Annotated in this window: 2 protein-coding genes; both read right to left on the minus strand. The window is 74.6% G+C overall.

Annotation, left to right across the window (positions count from 1 at the left end; all coding sequences use genetic code 11):
* Window positions 1-10: 10 nt before the first annotated feature.
* On the minus strand, window positions 11-17,617 hold the full coding sequence (locus ACZ7PG_RS04745) for a non-ribosomal peptide synthetase (protein ID WP_470237740.1): 17,607 nt from the start codon (window positions 17,615-17,617) through the stop codon (window positions 11-13).
* A 69-nt stretch (window positions 17,618-17,686) separates the two neighbouring features.
* Window positions 17,687-19,015 (minus strand): serine hydrolase domain-containing protein, encoded by a 1,329-nt coding sequence (locus ACZ7PG_RS04750; RefSeq protein WP_470237741.1) that lies wholly within the window; start codon window positions 19,013-19,015, stop codon window positions 17,687-17,689.
* Window positions 19,016-19,348: the final 333 nt, after the last annotated feature.

Consider the following 19,348-nt stretch of genomic DNA (forward strand, 5'->3'; position numbering starts at 1 on the left):
GGAAAGGTCCTCACGATTCCTGGTCGGCGGCGAGGCTTTCCAGCTCGCCCAAGATGAGTTCCTCGACGGTTCCGGCCAGCCCGGCGACGGTGCGCGCGGTCAGCACGTCCGCCGGGGTCAGCCGGACGTCGAACAGCGCGCCGGCCTTGGCCGCGATGTGCAGGCTCCGCAGCGAGTCGCCGCCGAGGGCGAAGAAGCTGTCTTCCGTGCCGATCCCCTCGACGCCGAGCACCTCGGCCCAGATCCCGGCGAGGGCGCGCTCGATCTCCGTCTCCGGTTCGACGTGCCGGGTTTCCGGCGCGGCGGGCGCGGGCAGCGCGCGGCGGTCGAGCTTGCCGTTGGCGCTGACCGGCAGCCGGTCGAGCGCGACGAACGCCGACGGCACCAGGTAGTCCGGCAGGGTGCGGGCCACGAACTCGCGGAGCGTGTCCTCTCCGGCGGCCGAAACCACATAGGCGACCAGGCGCTTCACGCCCGGCTGGTCCTCCCGGACCACGACGGCGGCCTGGGCGACGTCGGGGTGCCGGGCCAGCGCCGCCTCGGCTTCGCCCGGTTCGACCCGGAACCCGCGCAGCTTGACCTGGTCGTCGCGGCGGCCGAGGAACTCCAGCGTGCCGCCGGGGGTCCGGCGGACGAGGTCGCCGGTGCGGTACATCCGTGCTCCGGGCGGACCGGCGGGGTCGGCGACGAACCGGTCGGCGGTGAGACCGGGCCGGTCCCGGTAGCCGCGGGCCAGGCCCGCGCCCGCCAGGCACAGCTCGCCGGGCACCCCCGGCGGGACCGGCCGCAGGTCGGCGTCGAGCACCCGGGCCCGCATCCCGTCGAGCGGCCGGCCGATCGGGATCCGGTCCGGGACGACGCCGGCCATCGCGTGGGACGTCGCGAAGGTCGTGGTCTCGGTGGGGCCGTAGCCGTCGACGACCGTCAGCCCGGCGCATTCGGCCAGGACGCGCCGCACGGCCACCGCGGGGACGACGTCACCGCCGGTCCAGACTTCCCGCAGGCCGGCGAAACAGCCGGGCGCCTCCTGGGCCAGGACGCGGAACAGCCCGGCGGTGACCCACATCGCGGTCAGGCCGTGTTCGCGGACCAGCTCCCGCAGCATCGGCGCGTCGACGCCTTCGCCCGGCGCGACGACCACGCGGCCGCCGTTCAGCAGCGGCACCCACAGCTCGTACGTGGTGGCGTCGAACGCCAGCGGCGAGTGCAGCAGGACGCGCTCGTGCGCGCCACCGCGGAAGCGGTGGTCGGCAGCGAGGGCGGCGACGTCGCGGTGGCGCACCACCACGCCCTTCGGCACCCCGGTGGACCCGGACGTGTACATCACGTAGGCCGGCTGGTCGGGATCGACGGCCCGGCCGGGATCCCCGGCCGGTTCGTCGTCCACAGAGGACAGCAGAACGGTCTGCCCGAACGGGCACTCCTCCGCGGCGACGACGAACCGGACGCCGTCGAGCAGCAGCCGCTGCCGCTCGGCCGGGGCGCGGGTGTCGATCGGCAGGTAGGCCCCGCCCGCCTTGACCACGGCCAGTTCGGCCACGACAGCGCCGGCGCGGTCCACGGCGAGCCCGACCGGTTCTTCCGGCCGCAGGCCGAGCCCGAGGAGCCGGTGCGCGAGCCGGTTGGCCCGGCGGTTCAGCTCGGCGTAGGTGACGTGCTCGCCGTCGAGGACGGCCGCGACCGCGTCCGGCCGGGCGCGGACCTGCTCGGCGAACAGCCCGGGCAGCGTCCGGGCCGGCGGCTCGTCGCCGGTCTCGGCCCACTCCGCCAGGAGCCGCGTCTCGTCCGGGGTCGTCATGCTGACCGCGCCGAGGAGCCGGTCGCCGTCTTCGGCCAGCTCGCCGAGGACCGTCAGCAGGTGCCCGGCCAAGCGCGACACCGTCGCGGGGTCGAAGAGGGCGAGGTCGTAGCCGACGTCCACCGACAGCTCGGCGCCCGGCGAAGCGACCACGGTGAGCGGGAAGTTCGTCGTCTCCCGCGCCGAGAGGTCGCGCACGGTCAGGCCGTGCCCGGCTTCCGCGCCGGTGATCGGGTAGTTCTCGAACACCACCAGGCTGTCGCACAGGTCGATCCCGCCCGGCAGGCCCGCCCAGCCCTGCACCCGCGCGAGGGGCACGTGGCCGTGCCCGCGGGCTTCGGCTTGCGCGGCCTGGAGAGCGGCGAGCCAGGCCGCCACGCGGGCGCCCCGGTCGACGGTGGCCCGGACCGGCAGGGTGTTGATGAACAGGCCGGTGACGTCGTCCACGCCGGGGATGTCGGCGGGGCGCCCGGAAGTGGTGGCGCCGAACACGACGTCGTCACGTCCACTGTAGACGGACAGCAGCAGTGCCCACGCGCCCTGCAGCACGACGTTGAGCGTGAGGCCGTGCCGCTTGACGAACGCGTCGAGCCGGGCGGTGGCGTCCTTGTCCAGCCGGACCGGCAGCCACTCGGCCGAGCGGGGCGCGTGCCCCGGGACCGGCGTCCGGTCGGCGGGCACCGGGGTGGGGCCCTCGATCCCGTCGAGCGCGGCGCGCCAGAAGCGTTCGGCCGCCGCCTGGTCCTGCCCGGCCAGCCAGGCGAGGTACTCGCGGAACGGCGGCCGCGCCGGCAGCGGCTGCCCCGCGTACGCCGTGCAGACGTCCGAGAGCACCTGGAAGACGCTCCAGCCGTCGAGCAGGACGTGGTGGAACGTCCACAGCACCTGGACTTCCGTGGCCGAGAGCCGGGCGAGCGCGACCCGCAGCAGCGGCGCCGCGGCGAGGTCGAGGCCCTGCTCGCGGTCTTCGGTCAGCAGCCGCCGCAGCGCGTCGGCGCGTTCCGGCGCGTCGAGCCCGGTCCAGTCGAGCCGGCGGACCGGCAGCGTCACCGCGCGGTGCACGACCTGGACCGGTTCGTCGACGCCGGTCCAGACGAAGGACGTCCGCAGGACCGGGGTCCGGTCGACGACCCGCTGCCAGGCCGCGGCGAGCCGGTCCACGTCGCTGACGCCGTCGAGCACGAACGTCGCCTGCTCGAAGTACAGGCTCTGCGAGAGCCCGTGGAAGACCATCCCGCCCTGCATCGGCGTCACCGGGTAGAGGTCCTCGACGTCCCGGCCGTCGCCGGCCAGTGTGTCCACTGTGGACTGAGGCAGCGAGAGCAGGGGGAAGTCCGACGGCGTCCGGCCGCCCGCACCCGGCTGGGCGCAGTGCGCGACGATCTCCCGCAGCGCGGCCGTCATCCGGCCGGCCAGGGTTTCGACGGTGCTCCGGTCGTGCACACCGGCGACGTAGGACCAGGTCAGCTCCAGCTCCCCGCCGGCGACCCGGCCGACGACGTCGAGCACGTGGGTGCGGGGCGCGTCCGGGTCGACGTCGGCGTCGAGGTCACCGGCGGCGTCGTCGAAGCGGCCGAGGTAGTTGAAGCTGACCAGCGGGTCGATCACGGGCGCCATGCCGGTCAGGTACCGCAGCGCGCCGTAGCCGATCCCGCGCCGGGGAACCGCCCGGAGCTGTTCCTTGACGGACTTCAGCGCGGCGGCCCAGGCGTCCGGGACTTCCAGCGCCACCGGGAACATCGTCGTGAACCAGCCGACCGTACGCGACAAGTCGACATCGCCGAACAACTCCTCCCGGCCGTGGCCTTCGAGGTCGACGACCGGGGTGTGCCCGGTCCAGTCCCGCAGCACCCGGCCGAGCGCGGTCAGCAGAACATCGTTGACCTGGGTGCGGTACACCTCGGGAACGTCCTGCAGTAGCGCCCGCGTCTCCTCGGCGGTGAGCCGAACGGAGACTTCGCGGCTGTCGGCGATCGAGGCCGGGCCCTCGCCGTCAACGGGCAACGGCCGCACGGGCGGCAGCGAGCGCCAGTGGTCCAGTTCGTCGTCGAAGCCGCCTGCCTCGGCGTGCTCGGCCAGCCGCCGGGCCCAGGCGAGGAACGACGTCGTCTTCGGCGCGAGGTCTTCGCCGCGGTACGCGGCCTGAAGGTCCTCCAAGAGGATTCGCCACGAGACCCCGTCGACGACGAGGTGGTGTGCGGCCAGCAGGAGCCGCCGCCCGTCGAGGACGGCCTTGAGCAACGGACCGTGCTCGACGTCGATGTCCCCGGAGCGGAAGTCCGAGACCGGCTCTCCGTGCTGGACGCCACCCTCGAACCGGAGCCGGAGACCGTCGTGGTGCGCCCAGAGGGTGTCGAGCGCGCGGCGCAGGGCCGGCTCGTCGACGTCCTCGGCGAACTCGACGACCACCCGCTGGTCGAACCGCGCGGGCTGGGTCTCGAAGTACCAGCGCTGGATCGGGGTGAGCGGCGCTTCGCCGGTGACCGGCCCCTGCTCGGCGCGCGGGGAACCATCGCCGGCGTGCGCGGCGAGCGAGGCGAGGGTCGGGTGCCGGAAGACGTCGTGGGGCAGCAGGGTCAGCCCGGCGCGGCGGGCCCGCGACACGACCTGGATGCTGAGGATCGAGTCGCCGCCGAGGGCGAAGAAGTTCGCCTCGGCCCCGACGTCCTCGACGCCGAGGACCTCCGCCCAGATCGCGGCCAGTGCCCGCTCGGCGTCCGTGCCCGGGGCCGTCCACGCGCGGGTGCCGCCGAAGTCCGGCGCGGGCAGCGCGTGCCGGTCGAGCTTTCCGTTGACGTTCAACGGGAAGCGGTCGAGCCCGACGAACGCGGCGGGGATCATGTAGTCCGGCAGGGTCCGGCCGAGGAACTCCGCCAGCCCGCCGGTCCCGCCGACGACGTAGGCGACGAGCCGCTTGACGCCGTGGTCTTCGCGGGCCAGCACCGCGGCCTGGGTGACGCCGGGGTGCGCGGCCAGCGCGGCCTCGATCTCGCCCGGCTCGATCCGGAAGCCGCGGACCTTGACCTGCTCGTCGGCGCGGCCGGTGAACTCCAGTTCGCCACGCCCGGTCCAGCGGACGAGGTCGCCGGTGCGGTACATCCGCTCCCCCGGCGGCCCGAACGGATCGGGCCGGAACCGGTCGGCGGTCAGGCCGGGGTTGCCGTGGTAGCCGCGGGCCAGGCCCGCCCCGGCGAGGTGCAGCTCGCCGGACGCTCCCGGCGGCACCGGCCGCAGGTCCGGGCCGAGGACGTAGGCCCGCATGTTGTCCAGGGGTTTCCCGATCGGGACGACGTCCGGCACGGCGCCCGGCATCGGGTGCGCCACCGCGAAGGTCGTGGTCTCGGTCGGGCCGTAGCCGTCGACGACGACGGTGCCGGGGCAGGCTTCCCGCACCCGCCGCACGGCCGCGGCGGGCACGGCGTCCCCGCCGGCCCAGACCTCGCGCATGCCGCGGAACGTCGCCGGGGCCTCCTGCGCGACGAGCCGGAACAGGCCGGCGGTGATGAACGCGCCGTCGACGCGGTGCTCGGCGATCACCCGGGCCAGGGTTTCGACGTCGAGGTCGCCGGGTGGGGCGACGACGACGGTGCCGCCGGTGAGCAGCGGGACCCAGAGCTCGTACGTCGAGGCGTCGAACGCCGGGGAGGCGTGCAGCAGCACCCGCTCGTGCGCGGCGAACCGCCGGTCCGCGGCCAGCGCCACGACGTCCCGTCGCCGCACGGCCACCCCCTTCGGCTTCCCGGTGGAGCCGGACGTGTACATGACGTACGCGAGGTTGTCCGGGTCCGCGGCCGGGAGGGCCACGTCGGCGGTCTGTCCGTTCGGGACGACAATCGGTCCACTGTGGATCTTGTGCGCGGCCTCGGCCCAGGTGTCGTCGGCGACCAGGATCGACGCGCCTTCGAGAAGGAGTTCGAGGCGCGGCGCCGGCGCCCGGGTGTCCAGCGGCAGGTAGGCCGCCCCGGCCTTGACGATCGCGAGCTCGGCCACGACCAGTCCGGGCGAACGCTCCATGAGCACGCCGACGAGCCGCTCGGGTCCGGCGCCGAGGGAAACGAGGTGCCGGGCGAGCCGGTCGGCGGCCGCGTCCAGTTCGGCGTAGGTCAGGTGGACGTCGTCGCCGGTCAGCGCGACCGCGTCCGGGGTACGCCGGACCCGGTCGGCGAACAGGCCGGCCAGGTCGCCGTCCGGCAGCGGGTGGGCGGTGTCGTTCCAGGCGACGAGCACCTGGTGGCGCTCGGCTTCGGTGAGCAGGTCGACGTCGTCCAGGGGCCGGTGCAGGTCCGCGGCGAAGGCGTCGAGGATGCCGGTGAGCTGCCGGGTGATCCGCTCGGCCGTCGCGGTGTCGAAGAGGTCGGGGTCGTAGCCGACGTCCAGGGTGATCCGCTCGCCGGGCGAGGCGACGACGCTGAGCGGGTAGTTGGTCGTCTCCGCGGCGTCGACGTCGCGCAGGCGCAGCCCGTGGGCCTCGGCGGTGTCGGCCGGGTAGTTCTCGAACACGACGATGCTGTCGAAGAGGCTGCCGGCGCACCCGCTCCAGGCCTGGAGCCTGGTCAGCGGGAGGTGCCCGTAGCGGCGGGACTCGACCTGGCGGGCCTGCAGCGCGCTCAGCCAGTCCGCCACCGCGGTGCCGGCCACGGTGACCCGCACGGGCAGGGTGTTGATGAAGATGCCGGTGACGTCGTCGGCGCCGGGCAGGTCGACCGGACGGCCGGACACCGTCGTACCGAAGCAGACGTCGCGCTCGCCGCTCAGCCGCGAAAGCAGCAGGGCCCACGCGCCTTGCAGGACCGTGTTCACGGTGAGCCCGGCCCGCCGGGCCGCGTCGCGCAGCTGTCCGGAGCTCTCGACCGGCACGCGCAGCCACTGCGAGGAGCGGGTGGTGTGGGCCTGCGCGGGGGCGCGGTCATAGGGCGGCCGGGCCGGGGCGACGAGGTCGCCGAGTTCCGCGCGCCAGTGCCGCTCGGCCGCCGTGTCGTCCTGGCGGCTCAGCCAGGAGACGTAGTCGCGGAACGGCGGCCGCTCGGGCAGCGCGCCGCCGGCGTAGGCGGCGAAGACGTCGGACAGCACACCGAAGACGCTCCAGCCGTCGAGCAGGACGTGGTGGAACGTCCACAGGACCCGGACTTCGGTGTCCGACAGACGGGCCAGCACGAGGCGCAGCAACGGCGTCTCGGTCAGATCGAGCCCCCGCGCACGGTCCGCGGTCAGCAGCTCCTGCCAGGCCTGGCCCTGTTCTTCAGGGGTACGGCCGCGCCAGTCGTGGTGCGTGACCGGGACGTCCGCGTGGCGCTGCACGATCTGGACGGGTTCGGGCACGCCTTCCCACACGATCCGGGTCCGCAGCACGGGGGTCCCGTCGACGACCCGCTGCCACGCGCGCGCCAGGGCGGCCGGGTCGCGGACGCCTTCCAGGACGAAGCCGACCTGCTGGAAGTAGACACGTTCGTCCTGCTGGGACAGTGCGTGGAAGACCATGCCGGACTGCATCGGCGTCAGCGGGTAGACGTCCTCGACCGCGCGCCCGTCACCGACCAGTTCGTCCAGAGTGGACTGGTCGAGCGCCGTCAACGGGAAGTCGGACGGCGTCCGGCCGCCCGCATCCGGTTCCGCGCAGTGCCGGACGATCTCGCGCAGCGCGTCGAGCATCCCGGCCGCCAGAGAGTCCACAGTGGATTCCTGGTGGACGCCCTCGGCGTAGTACCAGGTCAGCTCCAGCTCGCCGGCCTCGACGCGGGCGACGACGTCCAGGAGGTGCGCCCGGGCCGATTCCGGGCTCTCGTCGGATTCGAGGCGCCCGGAACCGAACTGGCCGAGGTAGTTGAAGCTCACCTGCGGGTCGATCGCCGGGGCCGTGCCGGTCAGGTACCGCAGGGCGCCGTAGCCGATGCCGCGCCGCGGGACCGCGCGCAGCCGCTCCTTGACCGTCTTGAGCGCCGTGCCCCAGTCGTCCGGGACGTCGAGGGCCACCGGGAACACGCTGGTGAACCAGCCGACCGTGCGCGACAAATCGACATCGCGGAACAGTTCTTCGCGGCCGTGCCCTTCGAGGTCGACGACGGGCACGTCGCCGGTCCAGTCGCGCAGCACGCGGCCGAGCGCGGTCAGCAGGACGTCGTTGACCTGGGTGCGGTACACCGACGGGACCTCGCGCAGCAGGGCGTTCGTCTCGGGCGCCGGCAACCGGACGGTGACCGACCGCATCGCGGCGACCGTGACCTCGCCTTCGCCGTCGACCGGCACCGTGGTGCGGCCACGCAAGCCCTGCCAGTGACCGAGTTCGTCGTCGAAGCCGCCCGCGGTGGCGTGCCCGGCGAGCCGGATCGCCCAGTCGCGGAACGACGTCGTGCGCGGGCCGAGGTCGATCGGCTCACCCCGCGACGCCTGGTCGTAGGCGCGCTCGAAGTCCTCCATCAGCACCCGCCAGGACACGCCGTCGACCACGAGGTGGTGCACGACCAGCTTGACGTCCTGGTCGGACACGTCCAGGCGGACCAGCGGGGTCTCGGCGCCGACCGGGCCGTTCTCCTGGCGCCACTCGTCGCCGTCGCGGGTGAACCGCATCCGCAACGCGTCGTGGTGCGCCAGCAAGGCATCCACCGCCGCGCGTGCGGCATCGACGTCCACAGTGTCCGGTCCCAGGTGGACGAACTGGTGGAAGTGGTCCGGCGCGGCGGTCTGCGTCGCGAAGAACCAACGCTGGATCGGGGTGAGCGGCACCTCGCCGCTCACCGGACCGCGCTCGGCGGTCTCGGTGGCGGTCCGGGCCGCCGCGGCCAAGGCGGCCGGCGTGCGGTGCTCGAACAGGTCACCGGGCAGCAGCTCGAGCCCGGCCCGGCGGGCCCGGGAGACGACCTGGATGCTGAGGATCGAGTCACCGCCGAGCTCGAAGAAGTCGTCGGTCGCGCCGACCCGCTCGACGCCCAGCACCTCGGCCCAGATCCCGGTGACCACGCGCTCGCGCTCGGACCGCGGCGCCACGTGCTCGCGGACGCCGAAGTCGGGCGCGGGCAGCGCGTTCCGGTCGAGCTTGCCGTTGACGTTCACCGGGAACCGGTCCAGCCGGACGAAGGCGGCGGGGACCATGTAGTCCGGCAGCGTCCGGCCGAGGAACTCGGCCAGCCCGCCGGTCTCGCCGACGACGTAGGCGACCAGGCGCTTCACCCCGCCGTCCGCGCGCGCCAGCACGGCCGCCTGCTCGACGCCCGGGTGCTCGCCCAGCGCGGCCTCGATCTCGCTCGGCTCCACCCGGAACCCGCGGACCTTCACCTGCTCGTCGACGCGGCCGACGAACTCGAGCGCGCCGTCGTCGTTCCAGCGCACGAGGTCGCCGGTGCGGTACATCCGCTCCCCCGGCGGCCCGAACGGGTCCGCGACGAACCGCTCGGCGGTCGGCCCGGGCCGGCCGAGGTAGCCGCGCGCCAGCCCGGCACCGGCGATGTGCAGCTCGCCGGGCGCTCCCGGCGGGGCGAGCCGCAGCTCGTCGTCGAGGACGTAGACCCGCGTGTGGTCCAGCGGCGCCCCGATCGGGACGACGTCCGGCACGGCGCCGGGCAGCGGGTGCACGGTCGCGAAGGTCGTCGTCTCGGTCGGGCCGTAGACGTCGGCGACGAGGGTGTCCGGGCAGGCGGCCTGGACGCGGCGCAGGGCGGCCGCGGGCACGGCGTCGCCGCCGGTCCACACCTCGCGCACGCCGGCGAAGACCTCGGGGGCTTCCTGCGCGACCAGCCGGAACAGGCCGGTGGTGAGGAACGCGCCGGTCACGCCGTGCGTCGTGAGCGTCCGGCCGAGGGTGTGGACGTCGAGGTCGCCGGGCGGCGCCAGGACCACGGTCCCGCCGGTGAGCAGGGGCACCCACAGCTCGTAGGTCGAGGCGTCGAACGCCTGCGGCGAGTGCAGCAGCACCCGGTCGTGCGGGGCGAACCGCCGGTCGGCGGCCAGCGCGACGACGTCGCGGTGCCGCGCGGCCACGCCCTTCGGCTTGCCCGTCGAGCCGGAGGTGTAGATGACGTAGGCGAGCTGGTCCGGCTGGGTCACGACGCCCGGCGACGTCCCGGGCGCGTCGTCCGCGCCGGTGACGATGGGTCCACTGTGGACCTCGCGGGCGGTCGCCAGCCAGGCGTCGTCGGTGACCAGGACGTCCACGCCGGCCTCGGTCAGGAGCAGGCGCAGCCGGTCGGCCGGGGCACGCAGGTCGAGCGGCAGGTACGCGCCGCCGGCCTTCAGGATCGCCAGCTCGGCGGCGACGACCCCGGGCGCGCGGTCCATCAGGACGGCGACCCGGTCCTCGGGCCGGACGCCCAGGTCGAGGAGGCGGTGGGCCAGCCGGTTCGCGCGGACGTCGAGCTCGCCGTAGGTCACGGACTCGTCGTCGGTCACCAGCGCGACGGCGGCCGGGTGGCTTCGGACGCGGGCTTCGAACAGCTCGGGCACGGTTCCGGCCGGTACCGGGCCCGCGGTGTCGTTCCGCTCGGCGAGCAGGTGCCGGACTTCGGCGTCGGACAGCATCGGCACGCGGGTCACGGGCTCGTGCGGCGCGGCGGCCATGCCCCGCACCAGGGCTCCGAGGTGGGCGGCGAGCCGCGCCGCGACCGCCTCGCCGAGCACCGCCGGGTCGTGGGTCAGCACCAGCGACAGCCGGCGGCCCGGGTAGGCGACCACGCCGAGCGGGTAGTTGGTGCGCTCGGCCGCGCGAACGTCCCGCAGCTCGGGGACGTCGTCGACGGGGTAGTTCTCGAAGACGACGATGCTGTCGAAGAGGCTTCCCCCGCTGCTCCAGGCCTGCAGGCGCGTCAGCCCGACGTGGCCGAACCGCCGGGATTCCGCCTGGGCGGCCTGAAGCTCCCGCAGCCAGTCGGCGACCCCGCGCTCGCGGTCGAGCCGGACCCGCACCGGCAGCGTGTTGATGAAGAGGCCGGGGATGTCGTCGGCGCCGGGCAGTTCGGCCGGGCGGCCGGACACGGTCGCGCCGAAGCACACCTCCGGCTCGCCGCTGTAGCGCGACAGCAGCGCCGCCCAGGCGCCCTGCACGACCGTGTTGACGGTCAGCCGGTTCCGCCGCGCGAAGGCGTACACCGCGGCCGATGCCTCGTCGTCCAGCTCGACCGGGATCCGGCCGGTGGAGCTGGCCGTGTGCGCGCGACCGGCGCGGTCGCCGGGCAGCGGGGTGGGGTTCACGCCGGCGAGCTCGGCCCGCCAGTGCGTTTCGGCGAGGGTGTCGTCCTGGTCGGCGAGCCAGCCGGCGTAGTCGCGGAACGGGCGCCGCGGTGGCGGCTCCTCGCCGCGCAGCAGCGTGACGACGTCGTTCAGGATCCCGAAGACGCTCCAGCCGTCGAGCAGCACGTGGTGGAACGTCCAGACCACCCGCACCGCCGTCGGGGACACGCGGGCGATGGCCAGCCGGGTCAGCGGCCCCTTGGTCAGGTCGAGCCCTTCGGCGAGGTCTTCGGCCAGGTATGCACTCTCGCCGTCCACAGTGGACCAGTCCAGGTAGGACACCGGCAGCTCGACGCCGCGCTGCACCACCTGCAGCGGCTCGGGCACGCCGTCCCAGACGATCCGGCTGCGGAGCACCGGGGTCCGCTCGACGATCCGCTGGAACGCCGCACCGAGCGCGTGCGGGTCGGAGACGTCGTCGAGGGTGAAGGAGACCTGTTCGAAGTAGACGCGGTCGCCGGGCTGCGCCAGCCCGTGGAAGACCATGCCCGCCTGCATCGGGGTCAGCGGGTAGATGTCCTCGATGTCCCGGCCGTCGCCGGCCAGGGCGTCCAGAGTGGACTGGTCGAGGCGGGCGAGGGGGAAGTCGGACGGCGTCCGGCCGCCCGCGTCCGGTCCGGCGCAGTGCCGGAGGATCGCGCGCAGGGCGTCCAGGAGGCCGTCGGCGAGTCTCGTGACCGTGGTTTCGTCGTGGACGCCTTCGGCGTAGCGCCAGGAGAACTCGAGCGCGTCGCCGTCGACCCGGCCGACGACTTCCAGGCAGTGGGAGCGGCGGTCGCTGGGGTCGGCGTCGAGCGACAGTTCGCGGTGCAGGCCCGCGTACAGCTCGCCCGGCAGGTCGAACTGCCCGAGGTAGTTGAAGCTGACCTGTGGGTCCACGACCGGTGCCGTGCCGGTCAGGTACCGCAGGGCGCCGTAGCCGATCCCCCGCCGCGGGATCGCCCGCAGCTGTTCCTTGACCGCCTTGAGCGCGGTGCCCCAGTCGTCCGGGACGTCCAGGGCGACCGGGAACAGGCTGGTGAACCAGCCGGCCGTCCGGGACAGGTCGACGTCGTCGAACAGCTCTTCCCGGCCGTGGCCTTCGAGGTCGATGACCGGGACCCGCCCGGTCCAGTCGCGTAGGACCCGGCCGAGCGCGGTCAGGAGCACGTCGTTGACCTGCGTGCGGTAGACGTCGGGCACCTGCCGCAGCAAGGCCCGTGTCTCGCCGGGGGTGAGCCGGACGGTGACCGCGCGAGCCCGGCCGACCGTGTTCGCGCCGTGGCCGTCGACCGGGATCGGGGCCGCCTCGGGCAGTCCCCGCCAGTGCGGCAGCTCGTCGTCGAAACCGCCCGCCTCGGCGTGGGCGGCCAGCCGGGCGGCCCAGTCGCGGAAGGACGTCGTCCGCGGGCCGAGGTCGACCGCGTCACCGCGCACGGCCTGGTGGTAGGCCCGGTCGAGGTCTTCCAGCAGGAGCCGCCACGACACGCCGTCGACGACCAGGTGGTGCGCCGCCAGGTGCAGCACCCGCCGGCCGGGCTCGCCGGAGAGCGACCACCGCAGCAGCGAGTGCCCGTCGCCGACAGGGACGTTGTACTGGCGCCACCCGTCGCCGTCGGGCTCGAACCGCATCCGCAGCGCGTCGTGGTGCTCGGTCAGCGCGGCCAGCGCCGTGGCCAGCGCGATCTCGCCGACGCCGGCGGCGAGGTCGACGGCGATGGCCTGGTCGAACCGCTCCGGCACCGCGTCCGTCGCGAAGAACCAGCGCTGGATCGGGGTCAGCACGACGGCACCGGTCACCGGCCCGCGTGCCGGGCTCGCCGCGGCCTCGCCGACGACCGGGGCGAGCGCCGCGATCGTCTGGTGGCGGAACAGGTCGGCGGTGGTGACGCCGAGGCCCGCGCGCCGGGCCCGGGCGCTCACCTGGATGCTCAGGATCGAATCGCCGCCGAGGGCGAAGAAGTTGTCCTCGACGCCGACGCGGTCGACGCCGAGCACCTCGGCCCAGATCGCGGCGAGCACGGCCTCCCGCTCGGTGCGGGGCGCCCGGTCCGGAGCGGACTCGAACCGCGGTTCCGGCAGGGCGTGCCGGTCGACCTTGCCGTTGGCGTTGAGGGGTAACGCGTCCAGGACGACGATCGCGGACGGGACCAGGTAGTCGGGCAGCTTCCGGGACAACGCTTCCCGGAGCGCGAGGGTGTCCACACGGGACTCTTCGGCCGGGACGACGTAGGCGACGAGCTGCTTGCGGCCACCCGCGGTCCGCACGGCCACGACGGCCTGCCCGACCCCCGGCTCGGCGGCCAGCGCGTGCTCGGCCTCGGCCGGTTCGACCCGGAAGCCGCGGATCTTGACCTGGTCGTCGGCGCGGCCGGCGAACTCGAGGGTCCCGTCGGTGCGCCACCGGCCGCGGTCGCCGGTCCGGTACATCCGCTCCCCCGGCACGCCGAACGGGTCGGCGACGAACCGGTCGGCGGTCGCTCCGGGCCGCGCGAAGTAGCCCCGCGCGAGTCCGGCGCCGGCGATGCAGATCTCGCCGAACGCACCGCGCGGGACCAGCCGGGCGCGGTCGTCGAGGAGGTACACCCGCATGCCGGTGAGCGGGGTGCCGATCGGGATCAGGTCGGGCACCGCGCCCGCCATCGCGTGGGACGTGGCGAAGGTCGTGGTCTCGGTCGGGCCGTAGCCGTCGACGACCGTGAGCCCGGGGCAGCCGTCGAGGACCCGGCGCACGGCCGCCGGCGGGACGACGTCCCCGCCGGTCCAGACCTCGCGCAGCCCGGCGAAGCACTCCGGCGTCTCCTCGGCGAAGAGCCGGAAGAGCCCCGCGGTCAGCCACAACGCGGTGACGCCGTGGTCCGCGGTGAGCCGGCGGACGACGTCGGCGTCGAGGTCGCCGGGCGGGGCGACCACCACGGTGCCGCCGGCGAGCAGCGGCACCCACAGCTCGTAGGTCGAGGCGTCGAAGGCCAGCGGCGAGTGCAGCAGCACCCGCTCGTGCGCGCCCCCGGCGAACCGCGGGTCGGCGGCGAGCGCCACGACGTCGGCGTGCCGCACGGCCACGCCCTTCGGGACGCCGGTGGACCCGGAGGTGTACTCGACGTAGGCCAGGTTTCCGGGAGCCAGCGCGACTTCCGGGGGCGACGACGGCTCGTCGACGTCCGTCACCACGACCGGCGCCGGGTGGATGTCCACCGCCGTGTCGTGCCACCGCTCGTCGGTGAGCAGCAGCGGCGTGCCGTCGAGGACCAGGCGCATCCGGTCGGCCGGGGCGCGCAGGTCGAGCGGCAGGTACGCGGCGCCGGCCTTGAGGATCGCGAGCACCGCCACGACGAGGTCGGCCGAGCGGTCCAGCAGCACGCCGACCCGGTCCTCCGGGCGCACGCCGAGCTTGACCAGCCGCCGCGCGAGCCGGTCGGCCCGGGCCTTCAGTTCGCGGTAGGTCAGCCGGGTGTCGCCGCACACCACCGCCGGTGCGTCCGGATGGTGCTCGGCACGCTCGTCGAACAGGTCCGGGACCGTTCCGGCGGGCACTTCCGCCGGTGCCGCCGGCAGCAGGAACCGGTGTTCCTCGTCCGTGAGCAGCGGGAGGTCGCCCACCGGGCGCGCGGGGTCGGCGGCGATCCCGCCGAGCAGGACCTCCAGGCTCGCCGTCAGGCGCTCGATCGTGGCCGCGTCGAACAGGGCCGTCGCGTACTCGACGGTGACGCGCAGGCCGTCCGCCCGCGGCCAGAACTCCACCACCAGGTCGAACCGGGCCGAGGGCCGCGGCAGGTCGTACTCGCTCACCCGGAGCGCGCCGGTCTCCCGGGGCCGCACCAGCGGGCTCTGCAGGACGACGACGGCCTGGACCAGCGGCGTCCGCGACGGGTCGCGGTCCGGCCGGACCTCGTCGACGACGCGGTCGAACGGGACGTCGCCGTGCGCGAAAGCCGCCAGCACGGTCTCCCGGAACTCGGCGAGGAACCCGCCGAACGTCCGGTCGGTGTCCACTGTGGACCGCAGGACGAGCGTGTTGACGAAGAAGCCGGTCAGCCGCTCGAGCTCGGCCCGGTCACGGCCGGCGACCGCGGTGCCGACGGCGATGTCGCGCTGGCCGCTGTAGGCCGCGAGGAGCACCTGCACGGCCGCGGTCAGCGTCATGAACAGCGTCGCGCCGTGCGGGCGGCCGGCCTCGGTGAGCCGGCGCACCAGGCCGGCCGGCAGGTCGTGCCGGTGCACCGCGCCCGCGGTCGTGCGCCGCGGCGGACGGGGACGGTCCGTCGGCAGGGCGAGCGGCTCGATCCCGGCCAGGGTCTCGCGCCAGTAGCCGAGCTGGTCGTCCGATGAGGACTCCAGGCGCCACCGCGTGTAGTCGCGGTAGCCCAGCGGCAGCGGAAGCCGCGTGCCGCCGTCGTAGAGGTCGAGGAGTTCGTCGGTGAGCAGGCCGATCGACCGGCCGTCGGTGACGATGTGGTGCTGGCACAGCAGAAGCAGGTGCTCGCCGGGCCCGAGCGGGAACAGCACGGCCCGCGTCAGCGGCCCCGCGCGCAGGTCGAACGGCTCGCTCAGCTCGGCCTTCAGCACGTCGTCGTCCGGCGGCTCTTCGGCGATCCGCAGCGGGACCTCCGCGGTGGCCGCGATCCGCTGCACGCCCTCGCCGGCCACGGAATCGAACGTCGTCCGCAGCGAATCGTGCCGGGCGCACAACGACGCGAGGGCCCCGCGCAGCGCGTCGACGTCGAGCGGGCCGGACAGGCGGAGCCCGACGCCGGTGTTGTACTCGGCGCTGCCGCCGGTCAGTTCGTCGAGGAACCACAACCGCCGCTGGGCCGGCGAAAGCGGGAGCACGTCGCTCGGCGGGGCGACCGGGATCGCGGGCTCCGCCGCCCGGGGTGCGTCGGCGATCAGCTCCGCCAGTCCCGCCACGGTGGGCGTGTCGAACAGCGTCCGCGCCGAGAGGTCCGCGCCGAACGTCCGGCGCAGCCGCGAAAGCGCCTGCACGGCCAGGATCGAGTCGCCGCCGAGGGCGAAGAAGTCCTCGTCGGCCCCGATCCGCTCGACGCCCAGCACCTCGGCCAGGACGTCCGCCACCGCGCGCTCGGTGTCCGTCCGGGGCTCGGCGCTTTCCGCCGGGTCGGCCGGCGGGACGGGCAGGGCGCGGCGGTCGACCTTCCCGTTGCCGCTCAACGGAAGCGCGTCGAGCACGACGAACGCCGAGGGCACCAGGTAGTCCGGCAGCGCGGCGGAGACGGCTGCCGCGAGGTCGCCCGGCTCCCCCACCACGTAGGCGACGAGCCGCTTGACACCGGGACGGTCCTCCCGCGCGACGACCACGGCCTCGGTGACGCCGGGAGCCGCGGCGAGCACGGTTTCGATCTCGCCGAGCTCGACCCGGAAGCCGCGGACCTTCACCTGGTCGTCGGCGCGGCCGAGGAACTCCAGCTCCCCGTTCGCGTTGTGGCGCACCAGGTCGCCGGTGCGGTACATGCGCTCGCCGGGCGCACCGAGCGGGTCGGCCACGAACTTCTCCGCCGTCGCCCCGGGCCGGGCCCAGTAACCGCGGGCCAGCCCGGCGCCGGCCAGGTGGAGCTCGCCGGGTTCGCCGGGAGCGACCGGGGCGAGGTGCGCGTCCAGGACGTACGCGCGCACGTCGTCGAGCGCGCGGCCGATCGGCACGGCCGCCGGCACCCCGTCCGCCGACGGCAGCCGGTGGGTCGTGGCGAAGGTCGTCGTCTCGGTCGGGCCGTAGCCGTCGACCACGGTCAGGCCGGGGCAGGCCCGCAGCACGCGCCGCACGGATTCGGGCGGGACGACGTCCCCGCCGGTCCAGACCTCGCGCACGCCCCGGAAGCAGTCCGGTGCCTCCTGCGCGACCACGCGGAAGAGGCCCGCGGTCAGCCAGAGCGCCGTCACGCCGTGGTCCGCGAGCACGCCGCGCAGCGTTTCGACGTCGAGGTCGCCCGGCGGCGCGACCACCACGGTGCCGCCGGTGAGCAGCGGCACCCACAGCTCGTAGGTCGAGGCGTCGAACGCGACCGGGGAGTGCAGCAGCACCCGTTCGTGGGCGTCGCCGGCGAAGCGGCGGTCGGCCGCGAGCGCCGCCACGTCGCAGTGCCGGACCGCGACCCCCTTGGGCGCCCCGGTCGAGCCCGAGGTGTGCATCAGGTAGGCGAGCCGATCCGGGTCCACCCGCGGCGGCGTGAACTCCGCCTCCGGCAGGGGTTCTCCGACGTCGACGATCAGTCCACTGTGGATTGCCGCGGTCCGCGCCGGGTCGTCGGTCACCACCACGGTCACCCCCGCACCGGCGAGCAGCGCCCGCAGCCGCACGTCCGGCGCGCGCCGGTCGAGGGGCACGTACGCGCCGCCGGCGGTGACGACGGCCAGTTCCGTGACGACCAGCTCGGCCGACCGCTCCAGCAGCACGCCGACCCGGTCCTCGGGCCGCAGACCCAGCCGGAGCAGGTGCGCGGCGAGCCGGCCGGCCTTGGCCTTCAGCTCGCGGTAGGTCAGCCGGGTGCCGGCGCCGTCCACGGCGACCGCGTCCGGGGTCGAGTCCGCCGCCGCGGCGAACAGGTCCGCCAGGCCACCGGTTCTTTCGGCGGTACCGTCGGGTGCCGCCGGCGTGTCTTGCACGGTCATCGTCTTCGCTACCTTCCGGGCACAACGGGGAAACCCACCGACGCGGGCGGGCGGGGACGGGGGTGCGGCTCAGCACCGCCCGGCGAGGCGGCCGCCGATCTCGACCGCGGCCGCCGCACCGGGCTCGCCGCGGAACCGGCCGCAGGGGGTGACGCGGCCGGTCGCCGGGTCGCGGATCGTGAACGTCCGGTCGTCGTGGAGGACCAGCTCGGGGTAGACCTCGCCGTCGACCACGAGGCACGCGCCGTCGTCGCCGTGCGGCGTGATCGCGTAGTCGACGGCACCGTTGCGGTAGGTGCCGAGGTCACCGGCCGGGACGGGGACGGGACGGCCGCCGGTCCGGGCGCCCGGGAGCGGCAGGGGCAGGCCGCAGTCGCGGAGCTCTTCGGTCAGCTCGCGCCACAGGTCCGCGCCGCCGGACCCGTTGGCGGTCAAGGCGACCACGCACGCGCCGGCCGGGTCGATCCGCAGGTGGCAGGAGGTGCCGTCGGCCGTGCCGTCGTGGCCGAGCCAGCCGGTTTCGTCGTCGTTGTTTTCGCTGCTTTCGCTGCCTTTGCCGGCCTCGCCGCCCTCGCCGCCTTCGTCGCCGAAGTGGGCGAGGCCGAGGGCCCAGCCGTCGGCCAGGCCGAACGGCTCGGCGGCCGGGACCCGCCGGTGCATGTCGGCCGCCGTCACGACGTCGAGCAGGTCCGGCTTGCCGAGGTGCACGCGGCTCAGCTCGACCAGGTCGCCCGCGCTCATGGCGAGCGCGCCGGCGGGCTCGAGCATCGGCGGCAGGATCTGCTCGACCGGCCGGCCCCCGGCGTGGCCGGAGACCGCGGCGGGGCTGTCGACGAAGACCGGCTCGATCTTCGCGGGACGCAGGAGCATCGCCTCGACCGCTTCGCGCCAGCTCATCCCGGTCACCGCTTCGATCATCGAGCCGACCAGCGCGTAGCCGACGTTCGAGTACGAAAACGCCGTGCCGGGCGGGCAGACGAGTGTGGCGGAGCGGACTTCTCTCAGCACCGAGCCGTCGACGTCGGCCGGGTCGGACGGGAGGCCGCTGGTGTGGCTCAGCAGGCGGCGGGTCGTGAGCCCGCTCGGGAGCCCGGCGACGCCGAGGACGTCGCCGGCCGGCTCGTCCAGCTCGAGGTCTTCGTCCGCGACGAGCATCATCGCCACGGTCGCGGTGGCCACCTTGGTGATCGAGCCCACCGGCACCGCGGACGTCGGCCGCATGGGTTCGCCCCGGTCCTGGTGCACCACACCGGTCTGGACCACCGTGGTGTCGTCGCCCTGCCGCACCGCGACCTGGGCGCCGGGCACCCGGTGCCGGCGAGCGAGGCGAGCGAGGATCGCGCTCAACCGTCCCGCCGGCACGGGCCGGCCGCCGGGAGCATCATTCTGGGACCGCATGGGCAAACCTTTCGAAAAAGTCGTGTTGCCGCACGGGGAAATGTGCCCACCCGCACCGCGCTCGTCCAAACCCGAACCGAATACCTACGCTGCCGCCCCGGCGCTGATCGTCAGTACCGCCAATAGTGGGATTCGAACGAAGCCGATTCCCGGCTCGCCGACACTCCCCGTGGCGACATTAACGACACCATTAACCACACCGAACTTCACGCAGATTCGACAACGGCACGCCATTCGGGCAGCACAGAGCCGAGCACCCACGATGACGCGACGACCCGCAGGTCGCCACCTCACCCGTCCTCCCTCCGCGCGCCCCGAACCTGGCCTCCGCGC

The organism is Amycolatopsis sp. NPDC114504 (genome assembly GCF_055633595.1).